Below are 23,543 nucleotides of genomic sequence, written 5' to 3' on the forward strand. Positions count from 1 at the left end.
GTAGGATCATGGGCCCGCGCGAGCCGGTCGCGCACGTTTATGTGAGAGGACCAGGGAATGACCAAGGGCAGGACCGTTGCGACGGCCATGATCGGCGCTGCAGCGCTGCTTCTCTCGCTGGCGCCCATGTCCCTGATATCGATGGCCGAGGCCGCGCAATGCGGCAGCTCGCCGGCGGGCTTTGAGGCCTGGAAGCGCGAGTTCAGCGCGGAGGCGCAGGGCAAGGGCGTCGGCCAGACCGCGCTCTCGGCGCTGATGCAGACCAATTACGCCGGTGCCACGATTGCGGCCGACCGCGGCCAGCGCAGCTTCTCGCTGACGCTCGACCAGTTCCTCGCCAAGCGCGGCGCCACCACCATCGTGGCCAAGGGGCGGCAGCTCAAGCAGTCGCAGGCCGCCTTGTTCGCCTCGATCCAGCAGCGCTACGGCGTCCCGCCCGGGCCGCTGATCGCGATCTGGGGCATGGAGACCGGTTTCGGCAGCCAGCGCGGCAACCAGAACATGCTGTCGTCGATCGCGACCCTTGCCTATGACTGCCGCCGTCCCGAATTCTTCACCGACCAGCTCTATGCCGCCCTCAAGCTGATCGACCGCGGCACGCTGTCGGGCGCGACCCGCGGCTCCATGCACGGCGAGGTCGGCCAAACCCAGTTCATGCCCAAGAACATCCTGGCCTACGGCATCGGCAATCTCGAGGTTGCCGCCAATGCGCTGAACTCGACGGCGAATTTCCTGAAAGCTCATGGCTGGCGCGCAGGAGCCGGTTACCAGCCGGGCGAACCGAATTTTGCCGCTATCGAGGCTTGGAATGCTGCCGGCGTCTATCAGAAGGCAATCGCCCTGATGGGACGGCAGATCGACGAGGGAGGAGGGGCGGCCGCGTTGCGTTGAGGCCGCATGAAGGCTCGGCCGCGCACGAGAAAGTTCTTGCGTTGAGGAACTGACGGCACGAGGTTTGCTTTGATCGGGGGCAGGGCTGGCATGAGGAGACTCAATATGGCTACCCAGATCGTGATGGACCAGACGGGCGACACGCGCCACGAGTTTGATCCTGACAATGCCGAAGCGCTGGCGCGAGCCGAACGGCGCTTTCGTGAGCTGACCGGAGCTGGCTTCACCGCCGCCTATCGAACTGGACCCGGTGAAGTCACCCGCATCAAGTCATTCGATCCGACCGCGCATGAAACGCTGTTCTATCCCCGCCTGGTCGGCGGTTGATCTGAGCTGCTCATGATCGCGGCAATTTGGCTCCGTGCGCCGGCGCGTGCGCGTCTGCATGCGCTGCGCGAGCTCTATCGGCGCTTCTTCGGCGAGAACACGCCGGATGCCCGCGGCCGCCGGCTTTTGGCCGAATGGCTGTCGCCGGCGCAGCGCGCGCAATTCGAGCAGCATCGGTATTTCGATGTCATCGGCTGCGATACCGGCAAAAGGTACCGCATCCACTACGGCACGGCCGCCAATGTCCATGAGATCGACGATGAGGGGCGTGCGGCGATGGGATGGTGCTTCGTCCCGTCAGGCTTTCTCGTGCCCGGCGACGTGATGCTGGCGCAGAAGGTCGCGCTCGAGACCGACGAGAATGCGGCAATCGCTCTCGCCAACCGGTTTCCGCCGGCCACGCACTCGGAGCACTTTTACCGGCGCCCGTTCTAGCGGCCGGAGGGCGTACAGATCAGGAGTGCGTGGTGCGGTAGGCATCCAAAGCATGTGCCGCGAAGACAGCTACGCTGCAAAGCGCGAGCACGGCTGAGATCAGCTCGATCATAGCTCATCCTCCCGCAGCGGCTGGGAGACGAGATTTTGGCAGCAGGCATAATCCAGGATGAGGTCGAGGAAGAATTGCATGGTGGCCGTCCCTGTATGATTTTGACAACCAGATAACCGGCAATCTGTTTCAGGCGTGTTTCGTCGTTTTGGAAAACGGGTTTCGCGGGGAACCCGGGGCTGGTTTGTGCACCGCAGACCCGCTACATCCCGCTCTGCTCAGTCCTTCAGCCGGGCCTTTCGGGCGGGCGGCAAGTCATATTGCGAGGCAAAAAATCATGGCGCAGGTCGAGTGGTTCGACGATCTCACCATCGGAATGCGGTTCAAATCCCCCGAGGTGCAAGTCACCGAAGCCGACATCAAGCGCTTTGCAGCCGAGTTCGATCCGCAGCCGATGCATCTCGACCACGAGGCCGCCAAGCAGACCTTGTTCAACGGCCTAGCTGCATCAGGATGGCACACCGCCGCGATCGCCATGAACCTCGCGATCCAGGCCCGCCCGTTCGGCCCGCATCCGCTGATCGGCGCGGGCGTCGACGGCCTGCGCTGGACCATCCCGGTACGGCCCAATGACCGCCTGCATCTGGTCGGCGAGGTCATGAGCCTGACGCCGTCGAAGTCGAAGCCGCAGGGCATCGCGCTGGTGAAATGGACCATGTTCAACCAGAACGGCGAGGAGGTTTACACCTTCACCCCGATCGCCATCATCCCCAGGCGGGTGTAAGGCCGGCGACGTTCAGCATCGGCCCGGATCAACCTTCTCGAGCCCTTGCGGGCCGCAGGCTGAGGTGGTCATCTCCACGTCGGGAACGCTGGAGGCTGACATGAGACGATTCCTTCTTGCCGCTTTGCTGAGCGCGGGCGCCTTGGGCGCAGCCGTCTCGAGCGCAGGGCCGGCGTTCGCGCAGCAATCCAGGGTCGGCGACTGGACCATCGAGAAGCGCGCGCAGGACACGCATTGCAATGCGAGCCGCGGCTACAAGGACAAGGAAGACGAGAACCGCAACTACGTCATCGTGATCACCTATTCCGAGAAGGCCATCGTGATCGTGATGATCTATGACGGTTGGGAGTGGGACAAGGTCGGCGAGATCCTCCGGGCCGACGTCGGCACCGATGACGCCGACATCATGAAGAAGGCGAAGTGGGAGGTCATGGACAAGACCACCGTGCGCGGCATCTTCGAATACGACCAGTCGATCATGGACCGGCTGTCGAAGGCCAGGCGTCTCTCGATCGATTTCGAGGACGATGACGAGGACAGCATCGAGATGCAGATCCCGCGCGCCGGCGAGGCGCTGGCCGCGCTGAAGTTCTGCGAGGAGAACCGGAAATAAAGTGCTGAGCCGCGCACAGCGCGCGCGATCGAGCAAGCAAGCAGCGCGAGGGCGCGTGACCCACAGCACACAGCCCGCGCGCTGTTCGCTTTTATCCTAGTCTTTGGCGAAAACGTCCAAGCCGCACCCTGCGGTTGACGTTACGCAAGGACGATGTTCGATATTTTAGCATCTCGCTGCACTGCTTTTTCCACGCCGAAGGCGACGATCGACCGCTCCGTCGGCTCTGCCAATTTCCAATGCGAAAGCTCCCTTCGTCACCGGGGCCGCACGCCGATCGCATCGTCCTTCCGATGACGATCCTCCAGGCAAACCGGTTCTCGTCTCTCGTCGGCGAGATCTACGATGCGGCGGTCGATCCTGGACTGCGCAGCGGCGCGCTGGAACAGGTTTCCCATTTCGTCGGCGGGTGTGCCGCGACCATCCTGTCCCGCGATGCGGCAAGGCTCTCGATCGAGATTCACCAGCATTTTGGCACCGAATCCCGCTTCCGCCAGCTCTACCGCGACAGATATGTCGAGCAGGATCCTCTGCTCGATCGTCATCTCGCTTTTGCGGCCGGGCACGCCATCGGCGTGAGCGATATCATGCCGCACGCGGACTTCGTGGCGACGAGCTTCTATCGCGAGTGGGTCGAGCCGCAGGGCGCGATAGACCTCGCGACCGTCGCGCTCGAGAGATCGGACGCGCGTACCACGGTCTTGCAGGTGTTGCGCCACCGATCCCGCGGAACCGTCGACGAGGCGATGCGCGAACGCATGCGGCTGCTCGCACCCCACATCCAGCGTTCCAGGATCATGGGCCGGCAGATCAGGGCGCGCTCGCACACCGTGGACGATCTTGCCGATGTGCTCGACGGCCTGAGCACGGCGATCTGCCTGCTCGATGCGGATGGCCGGGTCGTCCACGCCAACGCGGCGTGCCGGCAGCTGTTCGTCGATGCAAACCTGCTCGCGATGGTCGGCGAGCGGATCGTGGTCCGTAACACCCTGGCCGACAAAATATTCCGCGGCCTGTTCGAAGTTGCCGCAGATGGTGAAACTCACCCGGCCGGTGGCCGCCGCATCGGGCTCGCGACGTCGGCGGACGGTCAGCACTATCTCGTCCAAGTCCTTCCATTGAAGCGGGAGCGCAGCCTGCCGAGAGACGTCGCGGCTACGGTGCTTCTCGTACAGAAGGCCGCAATGGTGCCATCGCTCGTGCCCGACGCCATTGCTGCGGCCTTCAGGCTGACGCGGTCCGAATTGCGCGTGCTGATGGCCATTGTCGAGGTCGGCGGCGTTCCCGATATCGCGGCAAAGCTCGGCATTGCCGAGACCACGGTGAAGACGCATCTCGGTCGCCTGTTCGAGAAGACCGGTGCCGGCAGGCAGGCAGATCTCGTGAAGATCGCCGCCGGCTTCACCGCGCCGTTTGTACAGCGAACGCGCCGCGACGACGACACCATGTGATTCATTTCACGGCGCGAGCCGCGCGGCGATGCAATCTCAATCCATTGTGATGAGCAGGATCGTCAGGTCCTCCGAACGTACGACGCGCGTCATTTGATACTTTCGTATATGGCGCCACTTGAATGAGAAGGGCAGCGTGCGCCACGGAACAATGCGCGCCGGCATCGGACGCGGGTGCGGGAGACGACAGCGCGTGAGCGAGCCTGCCTGTCGGTTGGAGAAATTGCAGTGAGCGGCAAGGACGAATTTTCCATTCTCAATGTTTCGACGGATCACATTCCCGAAGACGAGCGTGTGCCGCTGCTGCGCGAATTCTATTGCCGCGGCGTGCTCAAGGCGGAGGTCGAGCCGACGGACGAAAAACCGTTCGCCGCGAGCCTCACATCCCATGGCTTGCCGGACGTCCAGCTGGTGATCGGCGGGCTAGTCGGAGCTCGGGTCATCCGTACCAAACAACTGGTCGTCGACGGCAACGACAGCCTTGGCCTGATGATCAACCGATCCGGCATCGTCGAAGTATCTGCGCGAGGACGAGATCTGAGGCTTCATCCCGGTGATGCGGTTCTGACGAGCGCGGAGGACGCGACGATCTACGAACGCCTCTCGCTTGGAAATTGTCTGTCGCTGCGCGTGCCGCGGCGGGTGCTGGCGCCCATGATCGTGGACATCGATGACACGGTGATGCGAATCATTCCGGAGCGCTCCACCGGACTTCGCCTGCTGGTCGACTACGCGACCTCTCTGATGCGCGAGCGTGCGCTCTCGGTGCCCGCATTGCGCCAGCTCGCCGTAGCACATCTCCATGATCTGATGGCGCGTGTTCTCGGCGCGACGGATGAGGTTCACGAGCTGGCCGGGCGCCGAGGCGTCAGGGCCGCGCGGCTGCGGAAGGTGAAGTCCTTCATCGTCAACAATTGCTGGCATCAGGACCTCTCGGTCGCGACTGTGGCGCAGGAGTTCGGCGTGACCACACGTTACCTTCAGCGGCTGTTCGAAGCCGACGGCAAGACGTTCTCGTCCTTCCTGACCGGGCAGCGCCTCAAACGCGCGCATCGCATGCTGCGCGAGCCTGACTTCGCCGGGCGGCCGGTGAGCTCGATCGCCTACGACGTGGGCTTCGGCGATCTCTCTTATTTCAATCGTTGTTTCCGGCGGGCCTATGGCGCGACGCCCAGCGGCGTCAGGAGCGGCGAAGCGCTGTGACCGCGCGGTGCGCGGTTCGTGCGACCAGGCGGGTGCCTATCGCAGCGCGCGCGTTCGGCCGACTACGTCTTCTAAGCGCGTGGAGTAGAACGATGACGCTGTGTTTCGGACGGCGCCGGCAGTTGGAGTTGTGAATGCGCCGCTTCTTCTTTGATCTCTTGGTCGACAATGTCGTGAAGATCGATCCGGGCGGCATGGTCTTCGAGCAGGCCAGGGCCACGTTTGTCGTGGCCGACGAGATGGCGAGACATCTGTTCGTCTGGCGTGACGATCTGCGCGATCGCGACGCCTGGATCCGCGTCAGGGATGCCGGCGGACGAGAGGTCTATCGCGCCGCGGTCTGGTCAGAAAATGTCGAGAAGGTCGGCTGGGACCAGGCATGACGGTCCCGGCTTCACCTTCCAGGGCGGCAACGCCGACAACAGGTCGCGGCGCCAAGTGCTCAACAATGCTGCGGTGGCCGGCTTCGGCTTCGACTACCGCGCCAGCCGCAACGTGTCCGTGTTCGGCGCGGTCGAGGGCATGATGATGTCCGACCGGAGCCGCACCGGCACAGCGAAGGGTGGCGTTCGCGTCGCGTTCTGAGCCGGCATCAGCCCTGGCGGCTTGAACGCGATGCCCGCCGGCCGGGCCCCATCCGCCCGGCCGGCGCCTCCTCCGATCGGAGGACGCCGCATGCTGTGGTTGTAGTATGCTTGGTGATATTGATCACTCAGGCCATTTCAAGCCATGCGCGGACTACGGAAGCTGCCGGAACTGGTCGAGTCCATCTATGACGCAGGGCTCGATCCCTCGCTGTGGAACAACGCCGTTGCCGGCATTCGCGATTTCGTCGGCGGGCAGGCCTGCGGGCTGTTTTCCAAGGATTCGATCAGCAAATTCGGCGTCACCCATTATTATTGCGGCGCCGACCCGCACTATATCCGTCTCTATTCAGAGACCCATTCGAAGTTCGATCCGCTGACGGTGCTGCCGCCGCATGGCGAGATCGTCAGCATCCCCGATCTCGTCAATTTCGATGAGTACCGGAAAGGGCGCTTTTACCAGGAGTGGATGCAGCCGCAGGGTTGCAGCGACGCGGCCAACGTCGTGCTCGAGACATCGCATGCGAGCTGCCCGGTGATGATGACGGTGCTGTCGGGCCGGCGCATGGTGGACCCGGCGATGAAGCATCGGCTCTCGCTGATTGTGCCGCACGCCAGCCGCGCGCTGCTGATCAACCGCGCCATCACCTCGCAACTGACACTGGCGACGGCGCTGGTGGATGTTCTGGACAATCTGGCGTCCGGCATCTTCCTGCTCGATGCCTTTTGCCGGGTGGTGCATGCGAATTCGGCCGGTCACGCCTTGCTTGCCGCCGACGACGTGGTTCGGTCCGTTGCCGGGCAGCTCGTAACCAGCAGCGCGGAGGCCAATCAGACGCTGCGCGAGGCATTGGCGAGCCGCAATGACGTTGTCCTGCTTGCCGCGAGGGACCGTGCGATTCCGCTGTTGTCACCCAGCGGCGAACGTTACGTCGCGCACATCCTGCCATTGTCGTCCGTGCTGCGAAATGGCAGCGAGCGGGTGGTCGATGCCGCCGGTGCGCTGCTCCTGCGCAAGGTGTCGCTTGGCGGGCAGTCCTATGGCGAGCTGATCGCACGGACCTTCGACCTCACGCCGGCCGAGCTGCGCGTGTTCCTGTCGATCGTCGAGGTCGGTGGCGTCCCGGAAACAGCGGCAGCGCTCGGTATCGCAGAAACCACGGCGAAGACGCATTTGCATCGGGTGTTCGCCAAGACCGGCGTTTCGCGTCAGGCCGATCTCGTCAAGCTCGCGGCGGGATTCTCCAATCCGCTCGTCAACTGATCGGTCAATCGCTGTCGGGGTTGAACCTTTTGCTCCCACGATAGACTCAATTGTGCCGCCGGGCATGACGAACATTTCGCGATCTCCAAGTCACCATTGGCTGTTCTGATGTCCCGACCTCCCAAACAGTCCGAGTTGATCGAGAATATATATGACGCGGGCCTCCACCCTGAGTTGTGGAGCGATGTTGTCGTCAAGCTCAATGCGTTCATCGGCAGCCAGGCTTGCGGGCTGATTTCGAAGGATCCGGTCAGCAAGTCCGGCGCGACGCATTATTACTGCGGTGTCGATCCGCACTACATCCAGCTCTATGCCGAGACCTACGCCCAGTACGATCCGCTGGCGCGGCTGCCTCGCTATGGCGAGGTTCGTAACATCCCCGATCTCGTGAATTTCGACGAATATCGCCGCGGCCGGTTCTATCAGGAATGGTTGCGGCCCCAGGGCTGCGTCGATGTCGCCAGCGTGGTTCTGGAACAGTCGAAGTCGCCGTGTCCGATGCTGATCACCGTGATCCCCGGCAAGGGGATGCTCGATGCGGAGCAGCGGGCGCGAATGCAATTCCTGGTTCCGCATGCGAGCCGGGCGCTGCTGATCAACCGGGCGATCGAGCGGAAGCAGCAGCGGGCGATCGCGCTCGCCGATGTCGTGGATCGGCTGAATGCCGGCGTCATCCTGCTCGATACGGCCTGCAACATCGTCCACAGCAATCCTGCCGCGGACACGTTGCTCGCCGCCGATGATGTCCTGCGGTCTGTCGCGGGCCGGCTGGCGGCACGATCTTCCGCGGCAAATTCGGCGCTGCGCGATATCTTCCGTGACGCAGGCGAGGTTGCCGTCGCGGCGGCCGCCGGGCGAAAGATTCCGCTGATGTCGCATGACGGCTCCTACTACGTCGCGCACGTCATCGCGCTGCCGTCGTTGTTGCGTGAAGGCGCGGCGGAGCGCACGTCGGCGGTCGGCGCCTTGTTGATCTGGAAGGCGGAACTCGACGGCCGCTCATGTGCCGGCCTCATCGACCGCGCGTTCGAGCTGACCCCTGCGGAGCTGAGGGTCATGCAATCGATCGTCGAGGTCGGCGGTGTGCCGGAGACGGCCGTGGCGCTCGGCATCGCGGAGACGACGGTGAAGACGCATCTGCATCGGGTGTTCGCGAAGACCGGCGTCTCGCGTCAGGCCGATCTCGTCAAGCTCGCGGCTGGATTCTCCAATCCGGTTCTGCACTGACGCGCTTTCCGAAGGCGCAAGCGAGTCGCTCCGGCTCGCGATAGGTTCAAACAGCAGCATCATTAGAAAGTTATCGCGGGTCGTTCGATCGAATGACGCGATTCTCCGCGCTCTCTTCTACGAGAACTCACACGTTTTCTTGCTCGACGCGTTCGATCTTCGTGTGAAGCAACTCACAGCAAGCGGAAGTGAACCTCATCAATCTCTCGCACAAGTTGAGAGGAGATTGTCATGCCAAAAGCGTCACCAGCTCCGGCCGGCAAGTTCCGCGACATCGTCGCGCGCATCGGCGCGGCATTCCGCGTGCAGCGCGAGATCGACGCGAAGCGCGCGTTGCGGCGCTACGGCCATTTGCTGGAGCAGTCGCATGAAACGTCGCGTTTGAATGAAATTATTCCCGTCTGCAATGAAGAGGATACTTTTGAAAATGCCAACAGAGTTGATCCGCGCGAGCGCGCGGCCGGCCGCACCACGTTCGAACGCGCGTAACGTCAATATTGTCGCCGCCGCGCTGACGGCGGCGCTCGTCACGCTTCAACTGGTCGGGCTGGCGATGCTGGAGCGTTCGCACGCGCAGCCGGTCTCTCGGCCTCTCCTGAATTCGCACGATGCGGAGCTCTGCACCGGGACTGCCGATGTCCCGGCGACGCAGACACCCTACGATTGACCCGGAGAACGCATCGTGCCTGATATCACGACCAGCCTTCTCGTGAGCGTCGCCGTGTTCACCGGCGCCTTTGTTTCGGGGCTCTCGGGCTTCGCGTTCTCGGCCGTGGCGGGCGCGATTCTGCTCCGCGTGTTTCAGCCGCTGGAGGCCGTGCCGCTGATGATGGCGTGCAGCATCGGCGTGCAGGCCACCAATCTGTGGGCGTTTCGGCGCAGCATCCGGTGGGAGGGCAGTCTGCTGCTGATCGTCGGCGGATTGATCGGCGTTCCCATCGCGGTGTCGCTGTTGCAATCCACGGACACGCATCTCCTCCGGCGCGGCTTCGGTATCATCGTCGCGCTCTACGCGGCCTACATGCTGCTGCGGCCGACGCTGGTGACGGCGGGCGAAGCCGTCGGCCGGCACTGGGTCGCACTGATCGGGTTCGGGGGAGGGCTGGTCGGCGGCCTGACCGCGATGCCTGGCGCGATCCCCACGATCTGGTGCGACATGCGCGGCATGCCCAAGAGCGAGCAGCGCGGCCTGGTGCAGCCGTTCATCGCCGCGATGCAGGTCTTCGCGATCGCGCTGCTGGTCGGACACCAGGACCTGTCGTCCAAGGTGTTCGTCGACCTCGCGATCAGCCTGCCTGCGCTGTTCGCAGGCTCAGCGCTCGGCGTGATCGCCTTTCACCGGGTCAACGAGACGGTCTTTCGCAAGACCGTGCTCGTTCTGTTGCTGCTCTCGGGGATCTCGCTGATCTAGTGGCCTGCGCCTTCGTGCTTGAGACCCTGGACCGGCGCCGCGCTGGTGTCGCTGCTGTGATGCACCAGCGGCTTGTTGCCGGTGACGGTCCGCAGCAGCACATAGAACACCGGCGTCAGGAACAGGCCGAACACAGTGACGCCGATCATGCCGGAGAACACCGCGACGCCCATCGCGCGCCGCATCTCCGAGCCCGCGCCGGTCGAGAGCACGAGCGGCAAGACGCCCATGATGAACGCCATCGACGTCATCAGGATCGGACGCAGCCGCAAGCGGCTCGCCTCGATCGCGGCCCGGATCGGCGTGCGTCCGGCGAATTCGAGCTCGCGCGCAAATTCGACGATCAGGATGGCGTTCTTGGCGGAGAGGCCGACCAGCACGATCAAGCCGATCTGGGTGAAGACGTTGTTGTCGCCCTTCGAGATCCAGACCCCGAACATCGCAGCCAGCAGCCCCATCGGCACGATCATGATGATCGAGAGCGGCAAGGTCAGGCTCTCGTAGAGCGCCGCCAGCACCAGGAACACCAGCAGGATCGCCAGCGGAAACACCCAGAGGCCGGAATTGCCGGCGATGAACTCCTGATAGGTCAGGTCGGTCCATTCGAAGGCAAAGCCGGGCGGCAACGTCTCCGCCGCGATCCGCGTCGCGACCTCCTGTGCCTGCCCCGACGAAAAGCCGGGCGCAGCGGCCGCGTTGATGTCGGATGACAAGAAGCCGTTGTATCTGATCGCGCGCTCAGGTCCGGCGCTCTGGCGGATCGTGAGCAGCGCGGACAGCGGCACCATGTCGCCGGAGGATGAGCGCACCTTCAACTGCCTGATGTCGTCGGCGCGGGCGCGGAACGGCGCGTCGGCCTGGACGTAGACGGAGTAGGTGCGACCAAACTTGTTGAAGTCGTTGACGTAGTAGGAACCGAGGTAGATCTGCAGCGTGTTGAACACCTCGGTCACGGGCACGCCCAACTGGAGCGCCTTGGTGCGGTCGATGTCGGCAAAGAGCTGGGGCACGTTGACCTGGAAGCTCGAGAACACGCCGGCGATCTCCGGCGCCTTCTGCATCGCCGCCATGAACGCCTTGGTCGCCTCGTTCAGCGCTTCATAGCCGAGACCGGCACGGTCCTCGATCTGCAGCTTGAAGCCGCCGATGGTGCCGAGGCCGTTGACCGGCGGCGGCGGGAACATGGCGATGAAGGCTTCCTGGATGCCGGAATATTTCTTGTTGAGGTCCGCCGCGATCGCGTTCCCGCTCAGGGCCGGACCCTTGCGCTCGTCGAACGGTTTCAGCGTCGAGAACACGATGCCGGCGTTGGATGAGTTGGTGAAGCCGGCGATCGACAGGCCCGGGAACGCGACCGAGCTCTCGACACCGGGCTGGGTCAGTGCGATGTCGCTCATCTTGCGGATGACCTCTTCGGTGCGGTCGAGCGCTGCACCGTCGGGCAGCCGCGAGAAGCCGACCAGATATTGCTTGTCCTGGCCCGGCACGAAGCCACTCGGCACCTGCTGGAACAGGAAGGCGGTCACGCCGACCAGGACCACGTAGAGGCCCATCACCGCGGCCTTGCCCGAGATCACCTTGGTGACCGTGCCGCTGTAATTGTCCGAAGAGCGCGTAAATGCCTTGTTGAAGCCGCGGAAGAACCAGCCGAGGCTCTTTTCCATGATGATCGTCAGCCGGTCCTTCGGCCCGTTATGGCCCTTGAGCAGCAGCGCCGACAGCGCCGGCGACAGCGTCAGCGAGTTCACGGCCGAGATCACGGTCGAGATCGCGATGGTCAGCGCGAACTGCTTGTAGAACTGCCCGGTGAGGCCGGAGATGAAGGCCAGCGGCACGAACACCGCGATCAGCACCATCGCGATCGCGATGATCGGGCCGGAGACCTCGCGCATCGCCTGGTAGGTGGCGTCGCGCGGCGAGAGGCCACCCTCGATGTTGCGCTCGACGTTCTCGACCACGACGATGGCGTCGTCGACGACGATGCCGATCGCAAGCACGAGGCCGAACAGGCTGAGCGCGTTGATGGAGAAGCCGAACAGATGCATCACCGCAAAGGTGCCGACGATGGACACCGGCACTGCCAGCAGTGGAATGATGGAAGCGCGCCAGGTCTGCAGGAAAAGGATCACGACCAGCACCACCAGCGCGATCGCCTCCAGCAGGGTGTGAATGACGGCCTCGATCGAGGAGCGCACGAACTGGGTGGGATCGTAGACGATCTGGTAGGACACGCCCTCCGGCATGTTCTTCTTGATCTCGGCCATGGTGGCGCGGACGTGGTCGGAAATCTCCAGCGCGTTGGAGCCCGGCGCCTGGAAGATCGGGATCGCCACGGCCTGCTTGTTGTCGAGCAGCGAGCGCAGGCCGTATTCGGAGGCGCCAAGCTCGATGCGGGCGACGTCGCGCAGCCGCACGACTTCGCCGCGCGTGCCGGTCTTGACCACGATGTCGCCGAACTGCTCCTCGTTGGCGAGCCGGCCTTCGGCATTGACGGACATTTGCAGGTCGATACCCCTGACGTTCGGCGACGAGCCGACGACGCCGGCGGCGGCTTCGACGTTCTGTGCCTGGATCGACTTGACGATGTCGCTTGCGGTCAGGCCGTGCTCGGCCGCCTTCTGCGGATCGACCCAGACCCGCATCGAATAGTCGCCGGCGCCGTAAAGCTGGACGTCGCCGACGCCGTCGATCCGCGCGAGGCGGTCCTTGACGTTGAGCACCGCGTAGTTGCGCAAATACGTCATGTCGTAGCGGCCGTTGGGCGACAGCAAATGCACGACCATGGTGAGGTCGGGCGACGACTTTTTGGTGATGATGCCGAGCTGGCGCACCACGGCTGGCAGGCGCGGCTCGGCCTGCTGCACGCGGTTCTGCACCAGCTGCGTCGCCTTGTCGGGGTCGGTGCCGAGCCGGAACGTCACCGTCAGCGTCATCGCGCCGTCGGTGGTCGCCTGGCTCGACATGTAGAGCATGCCTTCGACGCCGTTGATCTGCTCCTCGATCGGGGTCGCCACCGTCTCGGCGATCACCTTGGGATTGGCACCGGGATAAGTCGCGCGCACCAGCACCGAGGGCGGCACCACGTCCGGATACTCCGAGATCGGCATCGCGAACAGCGAGATCAGGCCGGCGAGGAAGATCAGGACGGACAGCACGCCGGCGAAGATCGGACGGTCGATAAAGAACTTTGAGAGATTCATGGCCTTGCCCCTGCAAGAGAGACAGCTCTCCCGTTACCGGGACGCGGGAAATACCCGCGAACCCGGAATCGAGATGCGATGTCTTGATAGCTCTATGACGTCGTTATTCCGGGCACGCGGCCCGGAATGATGTAACTAGCGTTGCACCACGTCCTGGTTGCTGTGGTTGGAGGCCTGCTGCGGTCCACGCGCACCCATCGCCGCGACCTCCGTCTTGAGGAGCGCACCCGGACGCACGCGTTGCAGGCCATTGACGATGATGCGATCACCGGGCTTCAGCCCAGCCGTCACGATGCGCAGGCCGTCGACCGATCCGCCGAGCGTGATCGGCCGATAGACCGCGCGGCTGTCGTCGCCGACCCCCATCACGAACTTCTTGTCCTGGTCGGTGCCGATCGCGCGCTCATCGATCATCACCAGCGTCTGCTGCTTCGGCTGACCCATGCGCACGCGGGCGAACTGGCCGGGGATGAGACGCCCGTCCTCGTTCCGAAACACCGCGCGGACCCGGATGGTGCCGCTCTGGCCGTTGACCTGGTTGTCGATGAGCTGGATATGACCTCTCGCCGAGAGACCGCCGGATGTCGTCATTTCCACCGGGATCTGGTCGAGCTTGCCGCGCTTGCCGGAGGCATCCGCGATCGAGTTCAGCGCGCGCAGCACGACCTCTTCATCCGCATCGAACGAGGCGTAGATCGGATTGACCGACACCAGCGAGGTCAGCACCGGGGAGGCGGTGCCGGCGGCGACGAGATTGCCGACGGTGATCTCGAACTTGCCGACGCGGCCGTCCACGGGTGCACGCACCTCGGTGTAGTCGAGATTGAGCTTTGCGGTCTGGAGCGTCGCTTCGGCCGCCTTCACATTGGCGATGGCTTCGCGATTGGCATTGTCGCGCTGGTCGTAGTCGCGCCGTGTGACCACGGCATTGCCGACCAGCTGCGCGCCGCGCTCGAGCTCGCTCTGGGTGAACACGACGCGCGCCTTGGCAGCCTCGAGCTGGGCGTTGGCCTTGTCGACCTCTGCTGCGTAAGGCGCCGGATCGATCTTGAACAGCACGTCGCCGGCCTTCACCAGCGCGCCTTCGGTGAAGTTGGTCGCAAGGATCGCACCCGCGACGCGGGGACGAAGCTCGACACGGTTGATGGCCTCGAGCCGGCCGGAGAAATCGTCCCACAGCACGGTCTGCTTCGGTTCGATCAGCGCGACCGTGACAGGGACGGCCTGCTCGGCAGCGGCGGCCGTTGCGGTGGCCTGGGCTGCACGGAAGTAGTGGCCGGTCGCGATCGAGCCGGCCACGGCGAGGGCGCCCACGATGGCGACGCCGCCGAGGAGGCGGCGGAAACGGCCGGCGCGAGGGGAGTTTTGCGAGGGATGCATTTGCGCGCTCCAGATATGTAGTGTTCACTACAGATGTGGAGCTGGATGTCGCAGTGCAAGATACTTATGTACCATTCACTAAGAAAATTGTAGCGGCATACCGCAAGAATTGGAAGACGGCAGAGAAAATAAAGCTAGAACAAATAGATAGGATTCGGCGTTAAGCTTCAGGCAGAACGTGAATTCCGAGGAGACAGGCACATGGGCATGGGACGCCCCCGCGAATTCGACGCCGAAACGGCGTTGGACCAGGCGATGGAAGTGTTTTGGCGCCATGGCTACGAGGGCGCCACCATTGCCCAGCTCACCGAAGCGATGGGCATCAATCCGCCGAGCCTTTACGCCTGCTTCGGCAACAAGGAAGGCCTGCTCAAGGCCGCGCTCGACCGTTACACCAAATTGCGTGGCGTCTGGATGAACGAGGTGGTCGCCGCACCGACCGCCCGCGACGTCGCCGAGCGGATGCTGACGGGCATCGCCGACAAGCAGACCGATCCCGCCAACCCGCCCGGCTGCCTGCTCGTGCAGGGCGGCATCGCCTGCGGCAGCGGCTCCGAGAACGTCCCGTTCGAGCTCGCCGCCCGCCGCGCCGAGAACGAAGACCAGCTCCGCGAGCGCTTTGTTCGCGCCAAGGCCGAAGGCGATCTCAAGCCGAGCTCTGATCCCGCCGCGCTCGCGCGCTACGTCTCGGCCGTCTCGGTCGGCATGGGCGTGATGGCGTCCTCAGGCTCCGACCGCGAGGCGCTGCGTCAGGTCGCGAGCGTTGCCGTGCAGGCTGTCGAGGCGCAGTCGGCCGACAGAACGTGACGGCCGCCGGCCGTTGTCATTTTGAGGATTGCAGTGACGGCGGCCGGACGAAACCGCCGAACTCGCGTTCGACCAATCCGGCGAGCGCAATCGTCGTGCGGTCCTCGAGGTACGGCCCGATGATCTGAACCCCGATCGGCAGGCCCGACGCCGTTCGCTCGATCGGTACGGCGGTCGCAGGCAGTCCGCAGGTCGAGGCCGGGTCCGCCCAGATGAAGCACGCATCGGCATAGGGATGCAGTTTCCCATCGATCTCCAGCTGCCGCGCATCGAACGGCTCGGACTGGTCGTGCGGAAAGGCCGGTACGGCGGCGGCCGGGTAGATCACGGCGTCGAACTCGCGGAAGAACTGCTGCCACCGCTGCTGCAACTGCAGGCGCGCCGCGTCGGTCGCCAGCCATTCGCGATGGATCATGCCCCAGCCGCGGGCGCGCTCCGCCTGCAGGCTGCGGTCGTCGGCCGAGAGTGCCGCGGCAATTCCTTGCGCCTCCGCGAGAGCGGCCGGTGTCAGGCGCGGGCTTCTCGCTGCGTTCAACAGCTTCATGTAAAGCCGCGCGGAGTCGGCGAGATCAGGCAGCGAGGTGCTCGCGCGCGCGACCCGAGCGCCAGATTTGTCGAGCCGGTCGGCCAATCGCCCGATGGCTGAACGCACGGCATCGCCCGTCGGCATCAGCGGATGCGTATCGATCACGAGGATCCTGAAACCCTTGAGCTGGTCATGCCGGGGGGCCGGTAGCGCAAGGCGATAGCCGATCCCGTCGCGCGTCTCGTCGGGGCCGGCAATCACGTCGAGCGACAGCGCGAGGTCGGAGGCGGTGCGCGCCATCGGCCCGACGACAGCCAGATCGCCCTGGCCGGGGACGGGTAGTGCCGGCGGCAGGCTGTAGCCGCGCAGCGGCACCAGGCCGAGGCTCGGCTTGTGTCCGAACACGCCGCAGAAATGCGAGGGCACCCGGATCGAGCCGCCGATGTCAGAGCCGATCGAGAGTGGACCGAAACCCGCGGCCAGCGCAGCGCCGCATCCGCCCGAGGAGCCGCCGGGCGACCGGCCAAGGTCCCACGGGTTGTTCGTCGTCCCGTGGATGTCGTTGTAACTTTGGAAGTCCCGCAAGCCGATCGGGATATTGGTCTTGCCGATGATGATGGCGCCTGCCGCCTTCAACCGCGAGACCACAAGGGCGTCTTCCGCCGGTTGGAAGTCCTTGAAATGCGGGAAGCCCCATGTCGTCGGCAGGCCGGCGACGTTGAACGGTTCCTTGAGGGTCACGGGGATGCCGAGCAGCGGCAGCCGCTCGCTGCGGCCAAGCGCGGCATCGGCGGCGCGCGCGGCCTCTCTCGCGCGATCGAAATCGCGAACGATGATCGCGTTGATCCGCCCGTCCAGCGCCTCGATGCGCGCGATCGTATGCGCGAGCAACTCGGACGCGGACACTTTGCGAGCGTGCAGGGCGGTCAGCAGTGTGCTGATCGAGCCGTAGTCCAGGTCAGCGGCATCTGCGGTCATCACGAGCTCCATTGTATCCCGGCTGAGACCTTGTAGCCCGGATGGAGCGCAGCGCAATCCGGGAGATATCCCGATGCGGATGCATGACCCGGATTACGCTATCGCTTCATCCGGGCTACGACGCTATCGCATCTGGTCGTCATGCCCGGGCTTGTCCCGGGCATCCACGTTCTCAGTGCGGCGTCACAAGGCGTGGATGGCCGGGACAAGCCCGGCCATGACGCGGTGGAGAGCCTCAGGAAGCTTCCTTCAGCACCGGCGAAGCAGATTCCTCCGCCTTGAGCTCCTCGAGGCTGCGATGCCGGGGTTCGATGCCCAGCGCCCAGACCGTGATGATCTGCACCACCAGCAGTCCGATCATCAGCGCCATCACGCCGGCCACGCCGCGCGTCTCGAACAGCGATACGACGAGGAACGGTGTGACGATGGTGGCGCCGCGCCCCAGCGTGTTGACGATGCCGGAGGCGCGCAGGCGGACCTCGGTCGGAAACAGCTCGGGGATATAGATGCCGAACAGAAGGGCGACCAGGACGTAGATCGGTACCGTCAGCGCGAAGCCGACAGCCGGCAGCAGGATCGGGTCGGAGATCATCGGGTAGAGGATTCCGAGCGCCACCGTGATCAGGGATGCGCCGATGATGGTCGGCTTGCGGCCCCAGCGGTCGGCGGTCAGCGCGCCGATGGCCGAGCCGACGGGCGCGCCGAGCGCCATCAGCAGCGAATAGCCGAACGAGGTCGCGATCGAGAGGCCCTGCTTGACGAAGAACACGGGCAGCCAGGTCACGAAGCCATAGAGCAGGGTGTTGATGGTGATCAGGCAGACGGCGCCGACAATCATCCGCGAGAGCAAGGGCGCGGTGAACAGCGTGCCGAGATCGGCAGATGCCGGCACCGGTGTTGTGGCGGCGGGAGGGGGCAGCGGCCGACCCTGCGCGGCTTCCTTCTCTATGGCTTGCATCAGCGCTTCCGCCTCAGCGGTGCGTCCCACCGCTTCCAGCCAGCGCGGCGATTCCGGCAGCGACTTGCGCATGTACCACACCACGAGCGCGCCGACGCCGCCGAGCACGAACATGGAGCGCCAGCCGAATTGCGGCACCACCATGGAGGCGACCAATAGCGCCACGGGCAGACCGGTGACGACGCACACGGTCGTGAAGCCGAGCCATTTGCCACGGGTCCGCGCGGGCACGAATTCCGTCATCGTCGAATAGCCGACGACGTTCTCCGCCCCGAGCCCAACGCCCATCACGAAGCGGCAGGCGATCAGGAAAGCCATGTTCGGCGAGAACGCCGCGGCCAGGGAGGCAACGCCGAAAAGGAGCAAATTGAATTGATAGGTGAAACGGCGTCCGTAGCGGTCACCAAGGAAGCCGGTGCCGAATGATCCCAGCATCATGCCGACGAAGGTCGCGGAGATGAAAACCGCGTTCTGGGCGAGGGTTGAAAAGCCTGTCTTCAGCGTGACGCTGAGCACGGTCCCGGCGATATAGATGTCGAAACCGTCGAAAAACATTCCGATGCCGATCAGCAGCATGATGCGGCGGTGGAATGGCCCGATCGGCAGCCGATCCAGACGGCTGCCTGCGTTCACCAATGTCGACATATACGCTCTCCCCTGACTGTTGTTCTGGTCGATGCGGCCCGCCTTCTATGGGCGGTCGGCCGCTCGTCGTTTTTTGCTAGTTCAGGCGCTGCTGGTTGGCTGTGTCCCGATACCAGTCGAACGGCTGCTCGTGGGTCGCGACCATCACGCTCTTGGTGTTGAAGTGGTCGTTGAAGCTCTCGGTGCCGCATTCGCGGCCAATGCCGGAATCATCGACGCCACCCCAGGGCGAGGCCGGGTCGAGACGGTGGTGATCATTGATCCAGACGATGCCGGCCTTGACGGAGGCGGCGACGCGGTGCGCGCGGGCGACGTCACGGGTGCGGATGGCCGCAGCAAGGCCGAACGGCGAGTTGTTGGCAAGCCGCAGCGCATCGGCCTCGTCCTTGAACGGCGTCACCGAGGTGAAGGGACCAAACACTTCCTCCTGGAAGATGCGCATGTCGGATGTGACGTCGGCGAACACCGTCGGCTCGACGAAATAGCCGTTGTCGTGACCCGGCACCTTCGCGGCAACACCGCCGGTGACGAGACGCGCGCCATCCTCGTGGCCGTAGCCTGCGTAGGTGAGAACGCGGTCGCGCTGCCGGGCGGAGATCACGGGGCCCATCTGGGTGTTCGCATCGAAGGGATCGCCGACGCGGATCGTGCGGGTCTTGGCCTGCAGTTTCTCGACGAATTCGTCATAGATCGAAGCCTGGACGATGTGGCGCGAGGCGCAGACGCAGGTCTGTCCGGCGCCGATGAAGGCGCCGAACGCGGCGTAGTTGACGGCGCGGTCGACGTCGAAATCGTCGAACACCATCACCGGCGTCTTGCCGCCGAGTTCCATGGTTTGATGCGCGAACACTTTTGCGGCCGCGCTGCCGGCGATGCGGCCGGCCTCGGTGCCGCCGGTCAGGACCAGCTTGTTGATGTCGCCATGCTCGGCCAGCATCTTGCCGGCGTTCTGGCCGAGGCCGAGAACGATGTTGAAGACGCCGGGCGGAAGGCCGGCTTCGGTGAAGATCTGCGCGAGCTTCAACGTCGTCAGCGGCGTGTATTCGGACGGCTTGACCACGGTGACGCATCCGGTCGCCAGCACCACGGCCAGCGACTTGCACAGGATCATCAAGGGATGATTGAACGGCGTGCAATTGGCGACGATGCCGATGGGGGTGCGAAGCGTGTAGTTCAGATAGGCGCCTTCGACGGGGATGACGGAGTCGCGGCGCGCCAGCGCAACGCCGGCAAAGTAACGGAAGAAATCGGGCAGGCGGGAGAGCTGGGCGCGGGTCTCGTTGACCGGCCGGCCGTTGTTAAGGGTTTCCAGCCGGTACAGGCTGTCGAGATTGGCCTCGAAAGCATCGGCGAGCCTGTTGACCAGTCTGGCACGCGCGCGTGTGTCCATGCCGCCCCAGGCTTTGCCTTCGAACGCCGCGCGCGCGCTCTTCATCGCGCGGTCGATGTCCTCGGCGGTCGAATTGGGAATGCGGGCGATGACGTCGCCGGTCGCGGGATTGCGGACGTCGAGCATCACGCCGTTGCCGGCTTCGACTTCACGTCCATCGATGAAATTGCCGTGGGTTTCGACGTCGATCGACGCAGGTTTCGATGGAATGTTCATGATGATCTCTCCTCGACGATGACGGCGTTGCGCTTGAGCGCCGGCAGAACGCGTTTTTCGGTGGCCCCGATATGGGCCTTGATGATGCGCGCGGCGCTTCGCGTTTCGCGGCTCTGCATGGCGTCGATCAGGGCGACGTGCTCGGCCACGAGTTTTGCCGGATCGTGACCCTTCAGATTGGACACGCTGACGCGGACCAGCCGGTCGGCCTGGCCGATCAGGTCGCACAGCGCCGTCGCCATGCGGCGATTGCCGGACGCATGAGCCAGCGCGGAGTGGAAGCCGCGGTTGTAGGCGATGAAGTCTTCGTGGTTGCCGGAGAAGCGGCGAAATTCATCGAGCGATTTCAGGACGCTGTCGGGAGCGCTCTCGATCGCCTCGGCGACGCAGGCCGGCTCCAGCGCAAGACGGAAGCGGAGGAGGTCGCGGGCGTCCGACAGCGAGATCGGCGTGACCCGGTAGCCCTGGCGCGGCTGCACCGTCACCAAATGCTCGCGCTGCAGCCTCAAAAGCGCATCCCGAACCGGTTGGCGGCTCACCGAATAGCGTTCGGCCAGATCCTGTTCCCGCATTTCATCGCCCGGAGCGAACCGGCACGCTAAAATATCAGATCTCAGAAGATCGTAGATGTTTTCGCGTAAAAGCATGATTCTAAGGACCTCGTTGGCTCCAATTTGGCAATCCTGATATTTCACGTCAAGAGCCAAATGCTTGAATTCCCTGACAGTTGATTTATCAATCGGGGGCCTCCACGGCACGCGAACGGGTGTGATCCCGCCGACGAAGTTAAGGAAAGACCGGACATGGACAGGCTTCTTGCCAACGGGACCGTCAACGCCGCGCAATCAGGCGAGGGGCCGCCGCTGTTTCTCTTCCACTCGTTGTTGTCGGACCGCGCGAGCTTCGATGCGATCGTGCCCGAGCTTGAGGGATCGTTTCGCACCATCGTGCCGGAGTTGCCGGGGTTCGGCCGTTCACGCGCGGTCGAGGGCGGGCTCGTCGCTGTCGCGGACAGGATGGCGGAGGCCGTGAAGGAGGCTGCGGGCGGTGCGCCGGCGATCGTGCTCGGCAATGGCTATGGCGGCTTCGTCGCCTTGCAGATGGCGATCCGTCACCCGGAGATCGCCAGCAAGCTCGTCCTCGCCGATTGCGGCGCGGCGTTCTCGGAGCCCGGCCGCGAGGCGTTTCGCAACATGGCGAGGGTCTCGCGGGAAAAGGGACTCGAGGCGATCACCGACGTTGCGATGCGACGCTTGTTTGCGCCCGAATTTCAAGAGCAGCATCCCGAACTGATGCGGGATCGTCGTGAAGCGTTTCTGCAGACGGATCCCGATGTGTTTCGCAGCGCATGCGACGCGTTGGCAAGCCTCGATCTCCGCGCCGAACTTGCCGCGGTGAATGTTCCTGCCCTCGTTCTGGTCGGTGAGCACGACGAAGCGACGCCTCCGCCAATGTCGCGCGAGCTGGCCGCCGGTTTGCCGCGCGCCGAACTCAAGGTCATTCCAGGCTGCGCGCACGTGCCGCAGCTTCAGTCGCCGCGGCAGTTTCTCGGAGCTCTCAAGGGCTTCCTGCTTTGATCTGCGCCTGGCCGATGCCGATCCTGCACTCGAAACGGCGATGCCTTCCGAACGGTTAATGGCGTCCGTGCGGCGGGAATTCACAAGCGGGGACGGTGCGATGCTGCGCCTGTGTTGCCCGACGCGTCAAACGTCCTCGGGGGCCACGCTCGCGCCATGCCGGAGCGAAATTCTTCAATGATTTGTACTGTGCATGGGGTTGTTTTCGCATTTTTTATTGGAGCAGCCCCAGGCAGCGAGGACCAGAGCATGAGCCGCCCGCATTGAAGCGGGCCTCCTAAGAGTTTTTATACACAGTTCTGGCACGCTCCGTGCGTCAATATCCGCAACCTGCATCGTCGCCTCTCATTGCACGCACGAAAAGACAGGACCCGCGGGCATCGAGGGGGCGTGAGCCATGACTGCAGTTGCTTCGGACGCTGGTCGCGCGAAGGGCGGGATCGTGCCGATCCTGCTATGCGTGGTGCCGTTCAGCCAGATTCCGCTCGATGCCTATACGCCGGGCCTGCCGCAGATGGTGGTGGACCTCGCAACCGATTCCGCGTCGATGCAGAACACCGTCACCGCCTACATGCTCGGCATGAGTCTGGCGCTGGTGCCCGTCGGCATCGCCTCCGACACGCTCGGCCGCCGTAACGTTCTGCTCGCGGGGCTATCGGTTCTCATCGCGATGAGCATCGCCTGTGCGCTCGCCACCAGCGCATCGCTGCTGCTTGCGCTGCGCTTCCTGCAGGGCGTTGGCGGCTGCACCTGCCTCGTCGTCGCCTATGCGGTTGCGGCCGACTGCTTTCGCGGCCGCGAGCTCACGGCGATCTCGGGATTGCTTGGTGCTGCCTGGGGGCTTGCGCCCGTGCTCGCACCGGCGGCCGGCGGCTTCATCGTCGAGCTGACGTCCTGGCGCGGGGTCTTCGTCATCATCGCCATCGCCGCGGCCATCGTCGCTGCGATTGTCGTGCTACTTCTGCCCGAGACGCTGCCGGCCGAGCGACGCGCGCCGTTCGATCCGCGCCGTACGGCGAGTATTCTTCGCGAGGCGCTCGTCCGTCCGGGCTTCCTGGCCTTCGTGCTGGTGTTCGCCGCCGCGGCCAGCGCGCAACTGGCGTTCGGCGTCGTCGCGCCGTTTTTCTATCAGACCGGCCTCGGTTATTCCGCGGCCATCTACGGCCTCGTCGCGCTCGGTCTTGGCGGCGTCAATCTAGCCGGTGAGCTCGGCTGTGCGCATTTCGCGCGCTTCATGCCGGCCCGCGTGATGGGCATTGGCGCCTTCGCGCTGTTTCTCGCCGGCGCTGTGGTCTTGACCGCGACCGGCATGACGCTTGGTCTCGATTTCATGTCGATCACGATCGGCGGCGCGCTGGTGCTCGGCGGTTGCGGCGTGCTGTGCCCGATGATGTACGGCATGGCGCTCGGCCTGTTCGAGCGCGACCACGGCCTGATCGGCGGCCTCATCAGCGCGCTCTGCTATCTCGCGGTCAGCGGCGCCATGGCGATCGCGGCGGTGTTGCCCGAAGCAACCCAGGCGCCGATCGGCTGGCTCTATCTCGGCCTCTGCGCCGTCGCAGGGACGCTGCTTGCGATCTCGCTGCCTTCGGCGCGCCACGCCACACAGACTTAAGGAAGGAAC

General features: G+C 64.4%; 22 protein-coding genes. 16 read left to right on the forward strand and 6 right to left on the reverse strand.

Annotated elements, in window-relative coordinates:
- Window positions 1-57: 57 nt before the first annotated feature.
- The 13 genes from ABIA90_RS04640 to ABIA90_RS04700 all read left to right on the forward strand — a co-directional run bounded on the left by ABIA90_RS04640 (window position 58) and on the right by ABIA90_RS04700 (window position 10,242).
- Complete coding sequence (locus tag ABIA90_RS04640) at window positions 58-891, forward strand: lytic murein transglycosylase (protein WP_208086182.1); 834 nt, start codon at window positions 58-60, stop codon at window positions 889-891.
- Window positions 892-996: 105 nt separating this feature from the next.
- Window positions 997-1,218, forward strand: coding sequence for a hypothetical protein (locus ABIA90_RS04645; protein ID WP_028146622.1), 222 nt, complete (start codon window positions 997-999; stop codon window positions 1,216-1,218).
- Between the two features lie 12 nt (window positions 1,219-1,230).
- The gene (locus ABIA90_RS04650) at window positions 1,231-1,653 is read left to right on the forward strand and encodes a hypothetical protein (protein WP_063983909.1); all 423 of its coding nucleotides are present in this window, start codon (window positions 1,231-1,233) and stop codon (window positions 1,651-1,653) included.
- Window positions 1,654-2,042: 389 nt separating this feature from the next.
- Window positions 2,043-2,489, forward strand: a complete 447-nt coding sequence (locus ABIA90_RS04655; RefSeq protein WP_014496047.1) for a MaoC family dehydratase — start codon at window positions 2,043-2,045, stop codon at window positions 2,487-2,489.
- Between the two features lie 100 nt (window positions 2,490-2,589).
- Window positions 2,590-3,102 carry a hypothetical protein gene (locus ABIA90_RS04660; protein WP_354117444.1) on the forward strand — a complete coding sequence of 171 codons (513 nt, stop codon included), beginning with the start codon at window positions 2,590-2,592 and terminating at the stop codon, window positions 3,100-3,102.
- 293 nt (window positions 3,103-3,395) lie between these two features.
- Window positions 3,396-4,553: a helix-turn-helix transcriptional regulator gene (locus tag ABIA90_RS04665; RefSeq protein WP_354117632.1), complete on the forward strand. Its 1,158-nt coding sequence runs from the start codon at window positions 3,396-3,398 to the stop codon at window positions 4,551-4,553.
- A gap of 228 nt (window positions 4,554-4,781) precedes the next feature.
- The gene (locus ABIA90_RS04670; RefSeq protein WP_354117445.1) at window positions 4,782-5,756 is read left to right on the forward strand and encodes a helix-turn-helix transcriptional regulator; all 975 of its coding nucleotides are present in this window, start codon (window positions 4,782-4,784) and stop codon (window positions 5,754-5,756) included.
- A gap of 134 nt (window positions 5,757-5,890) precedes the next feature.
- Window positions 5,891-6,139: a DUF6894 family protein gene (locus ABIA90_RS04675; protein WP_085404769.1), complete on the forward strand. Its 249-nt coding sequence runs from the start codon at window positions 5,891-5,893 to the stop codon at window positions 6,137-6,139.
- Window positions 6,108-6,341 carry a hypothetical protein gene (locus ABIA90_RS04680; RefSeq protein ID WP_167767994.1) on the forward strand — a complete coding sequence of 78 codons (234 nt, stop codon included), beginning with the start codon at window positions 6,108-6,110 and terminating at the stop codon, window positions 6,339-6,341. Before ABIA90_RS04675 ends, ABIA90_RS04680 begins: the two co-directional genes overlap by 32 nt.
- Window positions 6,342-6,485: 144 nt before the next feature.
- Window positions 6,486-7,604 (forward strand): helix-turn-helix transcriptional regulator, encoded by a 1,119-nt coding sequence (locus tag ABIA90_RS04685; protein WP_354117446.1) that lies wholly within the window; start codon window positions 6,486-6,488, stop codon window positions 7,602-7,604.
- Window positions 7,605-7,712: 108 nt separating this feature from the next.
- Window positions 7,713-8,831 (forward strand): helix-turn-helix transcriptional regulator, encoded by a 1,119-nt coding sequence (locus tag ABIA90_RS04690; RefSeq protein WP_354117447.1) that lies wholly within the window; start codon window positions 7,713-7,715, stop codon window positions 8,829-8,831.
- 231 nt (window positions 8,832-9,062) lie between these two features.
- Complete coding sequence (locus ABIA90_RS04695) at window positions 9,063-9,320, forward strand: hypothetical protein (protein WP_354117448.1); 258 nt, start codon at window positions 9,063-9,065, stop codon at window positions 9,318-9,320.
- Between the two features lie 193 nt (window positions 9,321-9,513).
- Window positions 9,514-10,242: a sulfite exporter TauE/SafE family protein gene (locus ABIA90_RS04700; protein WP_354117449.1), complete on the forward strand. Its 729-nt coding sequence runs from the start codon at window positions 9,514-9,516 to the stop codon at window positions 10,240-10,242.
- Here ABIA90_RS04700 and ABIA90_RS04705 read toward each other — a convergent pair.
- Window positions 10,239-13,442: an efflux RND transporter permease subunit gene (locus ABIA90_RS04705; RefSeq protein ID WP_354117450.1), complete on the reverse strand. Its 3,204-nt coding sequence runs from the start codon at window positions 13,440-13,442 to the stop codon at window positions 10,239-10,241. The genes ABIA90_RS04700 and ABIA90_RS04705 overlap by 4 nt on opposite strands.
- A 135-nt stretch (window positions 13,443-13,577) precedes the next feature.
- Window positions 13,578-14,822, reverse strand: coding sequence for an efflux RND transporter periplasmic adaptor subunit (locus tag ABIA90_RS04710; RefSeq protein WP_354117451.1), 1,245 nt, complete (start codon window positions 14,820-14,822; stop codon window positions 13,578-13,580).
- A gap of 201 nt (window positions 14,823-15,023) precedes the next feature.
- Between ABIA90_RS04710 and ABIA90_RS04715 the strand changes: the two genes are divergently transcribed.
- Window positions 15,024-15,629 carry a TetR/AcrR family transcriptional regulator gene (locus ABIA90_RS04715; protein WP_135214384.1) on the forward strand — a complete coding sequence of 202 codons (606 nt, stop codon included), beginning with the start codon at window positions 15,024-15,026 and terminating at the stop codon, window positions 15,627-15,629.
- A gap of 16 nt (window positions 15,630-15,645) precedes the next feature.
- Here the strand turns inward: ABIA90_RS04715 and ABIA90_RS04720 are convergent, their stop codons facing one another.
- The 4 genes from ABIA90_RS04720 to ABIA90_RS04735 form a co-directional block, all read right to left on the reverse strand.
- Window positions 15,646-17,133: an amidase gene (locus ABIA90_RS04720; RefSeq protein ID WP_354117452.1), complete on the reverse strand. Its 1,488-nt coding sequence runs from the start codon at window positions 17,131-17,133 to the stop codon at window positions 15,646-15,648.
- A 235-nt stretch (window positions 17,134-17,368) separates the two neighbouring features.
- Window positions 17,369-18,736: an MFS transporter gene (locus ABIA90_RS04725; protein WP_354117453.1), complete on the reverse strand. Its 1,368-nt coding sequence runs from the start codon at window positions 18,734-18,736 to the stop codon at window positions 17,369-17,371.
- A gap of 76 nt (window positions 18,737-18,812) precedes the next feature.
- Window positions 18,813-20,342 carry an aldehyde dehydrogenase gene (locus ABIA90_RS04730; protein ID WP_354117454.1) on the reverse strand — a complete coding sequence of 510 codons (1,530 nt, stop codon included), beginning with the start codon at window positions 20,340-20,342 and terminating at the stop codon, window positions 18,813-18,815.
- Window positions 20,339-20,989, reverse strand: coding sequence for a GntR family transcriptional regulator (locus tag ABIA90_RS04735; RefSeq protein WP_354117633.1), 651 nt, complete (start codon window positions 20,987-20,989; stop codon window positions 20,339-20,341). The genes ABIA90_RS04730 and ABIA90_RS04735 overlap by 4 nt, the downstream gene beginning before the upstream one ends.
- A 156-nt stretch (window positions 20,990-21,145) precedes the next feature.
- Between ABIA90_RS04735 and ABIA90_RS04740 the strand changes: the two genes are divergently transcribed.
- Window positions 21,146-21,919, forward strand: a complete 774-nt coding sequence (locus tag ABIA90_RS04740; RefSeq protein ID WP_354117455.1) for an alpha/beta fold hydrolase — start codon at window positions 21,146-21,148, stop codon at window positions 21,917-21,919.
- Window positions 21,920-22,316: 397 nt separating this feature from the next.
- Window positions 22,317-23,534, forward strand: coding sequence for a multidrug effflux MFS transporter (locus tag ABIA90_RS04745; protein ID WP_354117456.1), 1,218 nt, complete (start codon window positions 22,317-22,319; stop codon window positions 23,532-23,534).
- The last annotated feature ends 9 nt before the right edge of the window (window positions 23,535-23,543 follow it).

It is taken from the genome of Bradyrhizobium sp. LA6.8, assembly GCF_040547935.1.
GTDB lineage: Bacteria > Pseudomonadota > Alphaproteobacteria > Rhizobiales > Xanthobacteraceae > Bradyrhizobium > Bradyrhizobium barranii.

What these genes read in the sequence shown, in the direction of transcription:
- ABIA90_RS04640 (WP_208086182.1), top strand. Translation starts at nt 58, where the DNA reads ATGACCAAGGGCAGGACCGTTGCGACGGCCATGATCGGCGCTGCAGCG.
- ABIA90_RS04645 (WP_028146622.1), top strand. Translation starts at nt 997, where the DNA reads ATGGCTACCCAGATCGTGATGGACCAGACGGGCGACACGCGCCACGAG.
- ABIA90_RS04650 (WP_063983909.1), top strand. Translation starts at nt 1,231, where the DNA reads ATGATCGCGGCAATTTGGCTCCGTGCGCCGGCGCGTGCGCGTCTGCAT.
- ABIA90_RS04655 (WP_014496047.1), top strand. Translation starts at nt 2,043, where the DNA reads ATGGCGCAGGTCGAGTGGTTCGACGATCTCACCATCGGAATGCGGTTC.
- ABIA90_RS04660 (WP_354117444.1), top strand. Translation starts at nt 2,590, where the DNA reads ATGAGACGATTCCTTCTTGCCGCTTTGCTGAGCGCGGGCGCCTTGGGC.
- ABIA90_RS04665 (WP_354117632.1), top strand. Translation starts at nt 3,396, where the DNA reads ATGACGATCCTCCAGGCAAACCGGTTCTCGTCTCTCGTCGGCGAGATC.
- ABIA90_RS04675 (WP_085404769.1), top strand. Translation starts at nt 5,891, where the DNA reads ATGCGCCGCTTCTTCTTTGATCTCTTGGTCGACAATGTCGTGAAGATC.
- ABIA90_RS04680 (WP_167767994.1), top strand. Translation starts at nt 6,108, where the DNA reads ATGTCGAGAAGGTCGGCTGGGACCAGGCATGACGGTCCCGGCTTCACC.
- ABIA90_RS04685 (WP_354117446.1), top strand. Translation starts at nt 6,486, where the DNA reads ATGCGCGGACTACGGAAGCTGCCGGAACTGGTCGAGTCCATCTATGAC.
- ABIA90_RS04690 (WP_354117447.1), top strand. Translation starts at nt 7,713, where the DNA reads ATGTCCCGACCTCCCAAACAGTCCGAGTTGATCGAGAATATATATGAC.
- ABIA90_RS04695 (WP_354117448.1), top strand. Translation starts at nt 9,063, where the DNA reads ATGCCAAAAGCGTCACCAGCTCCGGCCGGCAAGTTCCGCGACATCGTC.
- ABIA90_RS04705 (WP_354117450.1), bottom strand. Translation starts at nt 13,442, where the DNA reads ATGAATCTCTCAAAGTTCTTTATCGACCGTCCGATCTTCGCCGGCGTG.
- ABIA90_RS04710 (WP_354117451.1), bottom strand. Translation starts at nt 14,822, where the DNA reads ATGCATCCCTCGCAAAACTCCCCTCGCGCCGGCCGTTTCCGCCGCCTC.
- ABIA90_RS04715 (WP_135214384.1), top strand. Translation starts at nt 15,024, where the DNA reads ATGGGCATGGGACGCCCCCGCGAATTCGACGCCGAAACGGCGTTGGAC.
- ABIA90_RS04720 (WP_354117452.1), bottom strand. Translation starts at nt 17,133, where the DNA reads ATGACCGCAGATGCCGCTGACCTGGACTACGGCTCGATCAGCACACTG.
- ABIA90_RS04725 (WP_354117453.1), bottom strand. Translation starts at nt 18,736, where the DNA reads ATGTCGACATTGGTGAACGCAGGCAGCCGTCTGGATCGGCTGCCGATC.
- ABIA90_RS04730 (WP_354117454.1), bottom strand. Translation starts at nt 20,342, where the DNA reads ATGAACATTCCATCGAAACCTGCGTCGATCGACGTCGAAACCCACGGC.
- ABIA90_RS04735 (WP_354117633.1), bottom strand. Translation starts at nt 20,989, where the DNA reads ATGCTTTTACGCGAAAACATCTACGATCTTCTGAGATCTGATATTTTA.
- ABIA90_RS04740 (WP_354117455.1), top strand. Translation starts at nt 21,146, where the DNA reads ATGGACAGGCTTCTTGCCAACGGGACCGTCAACGCCGCGCAATCAGGC.
- ABIA90_RS04745 (WP_354117456.1), top strand. Translation starts at nt 22,317, where the DNA reads ATGACTGCAGTTGCTTCGGACGCTGGTCGCGCGAAGGGCGGGATCGTG.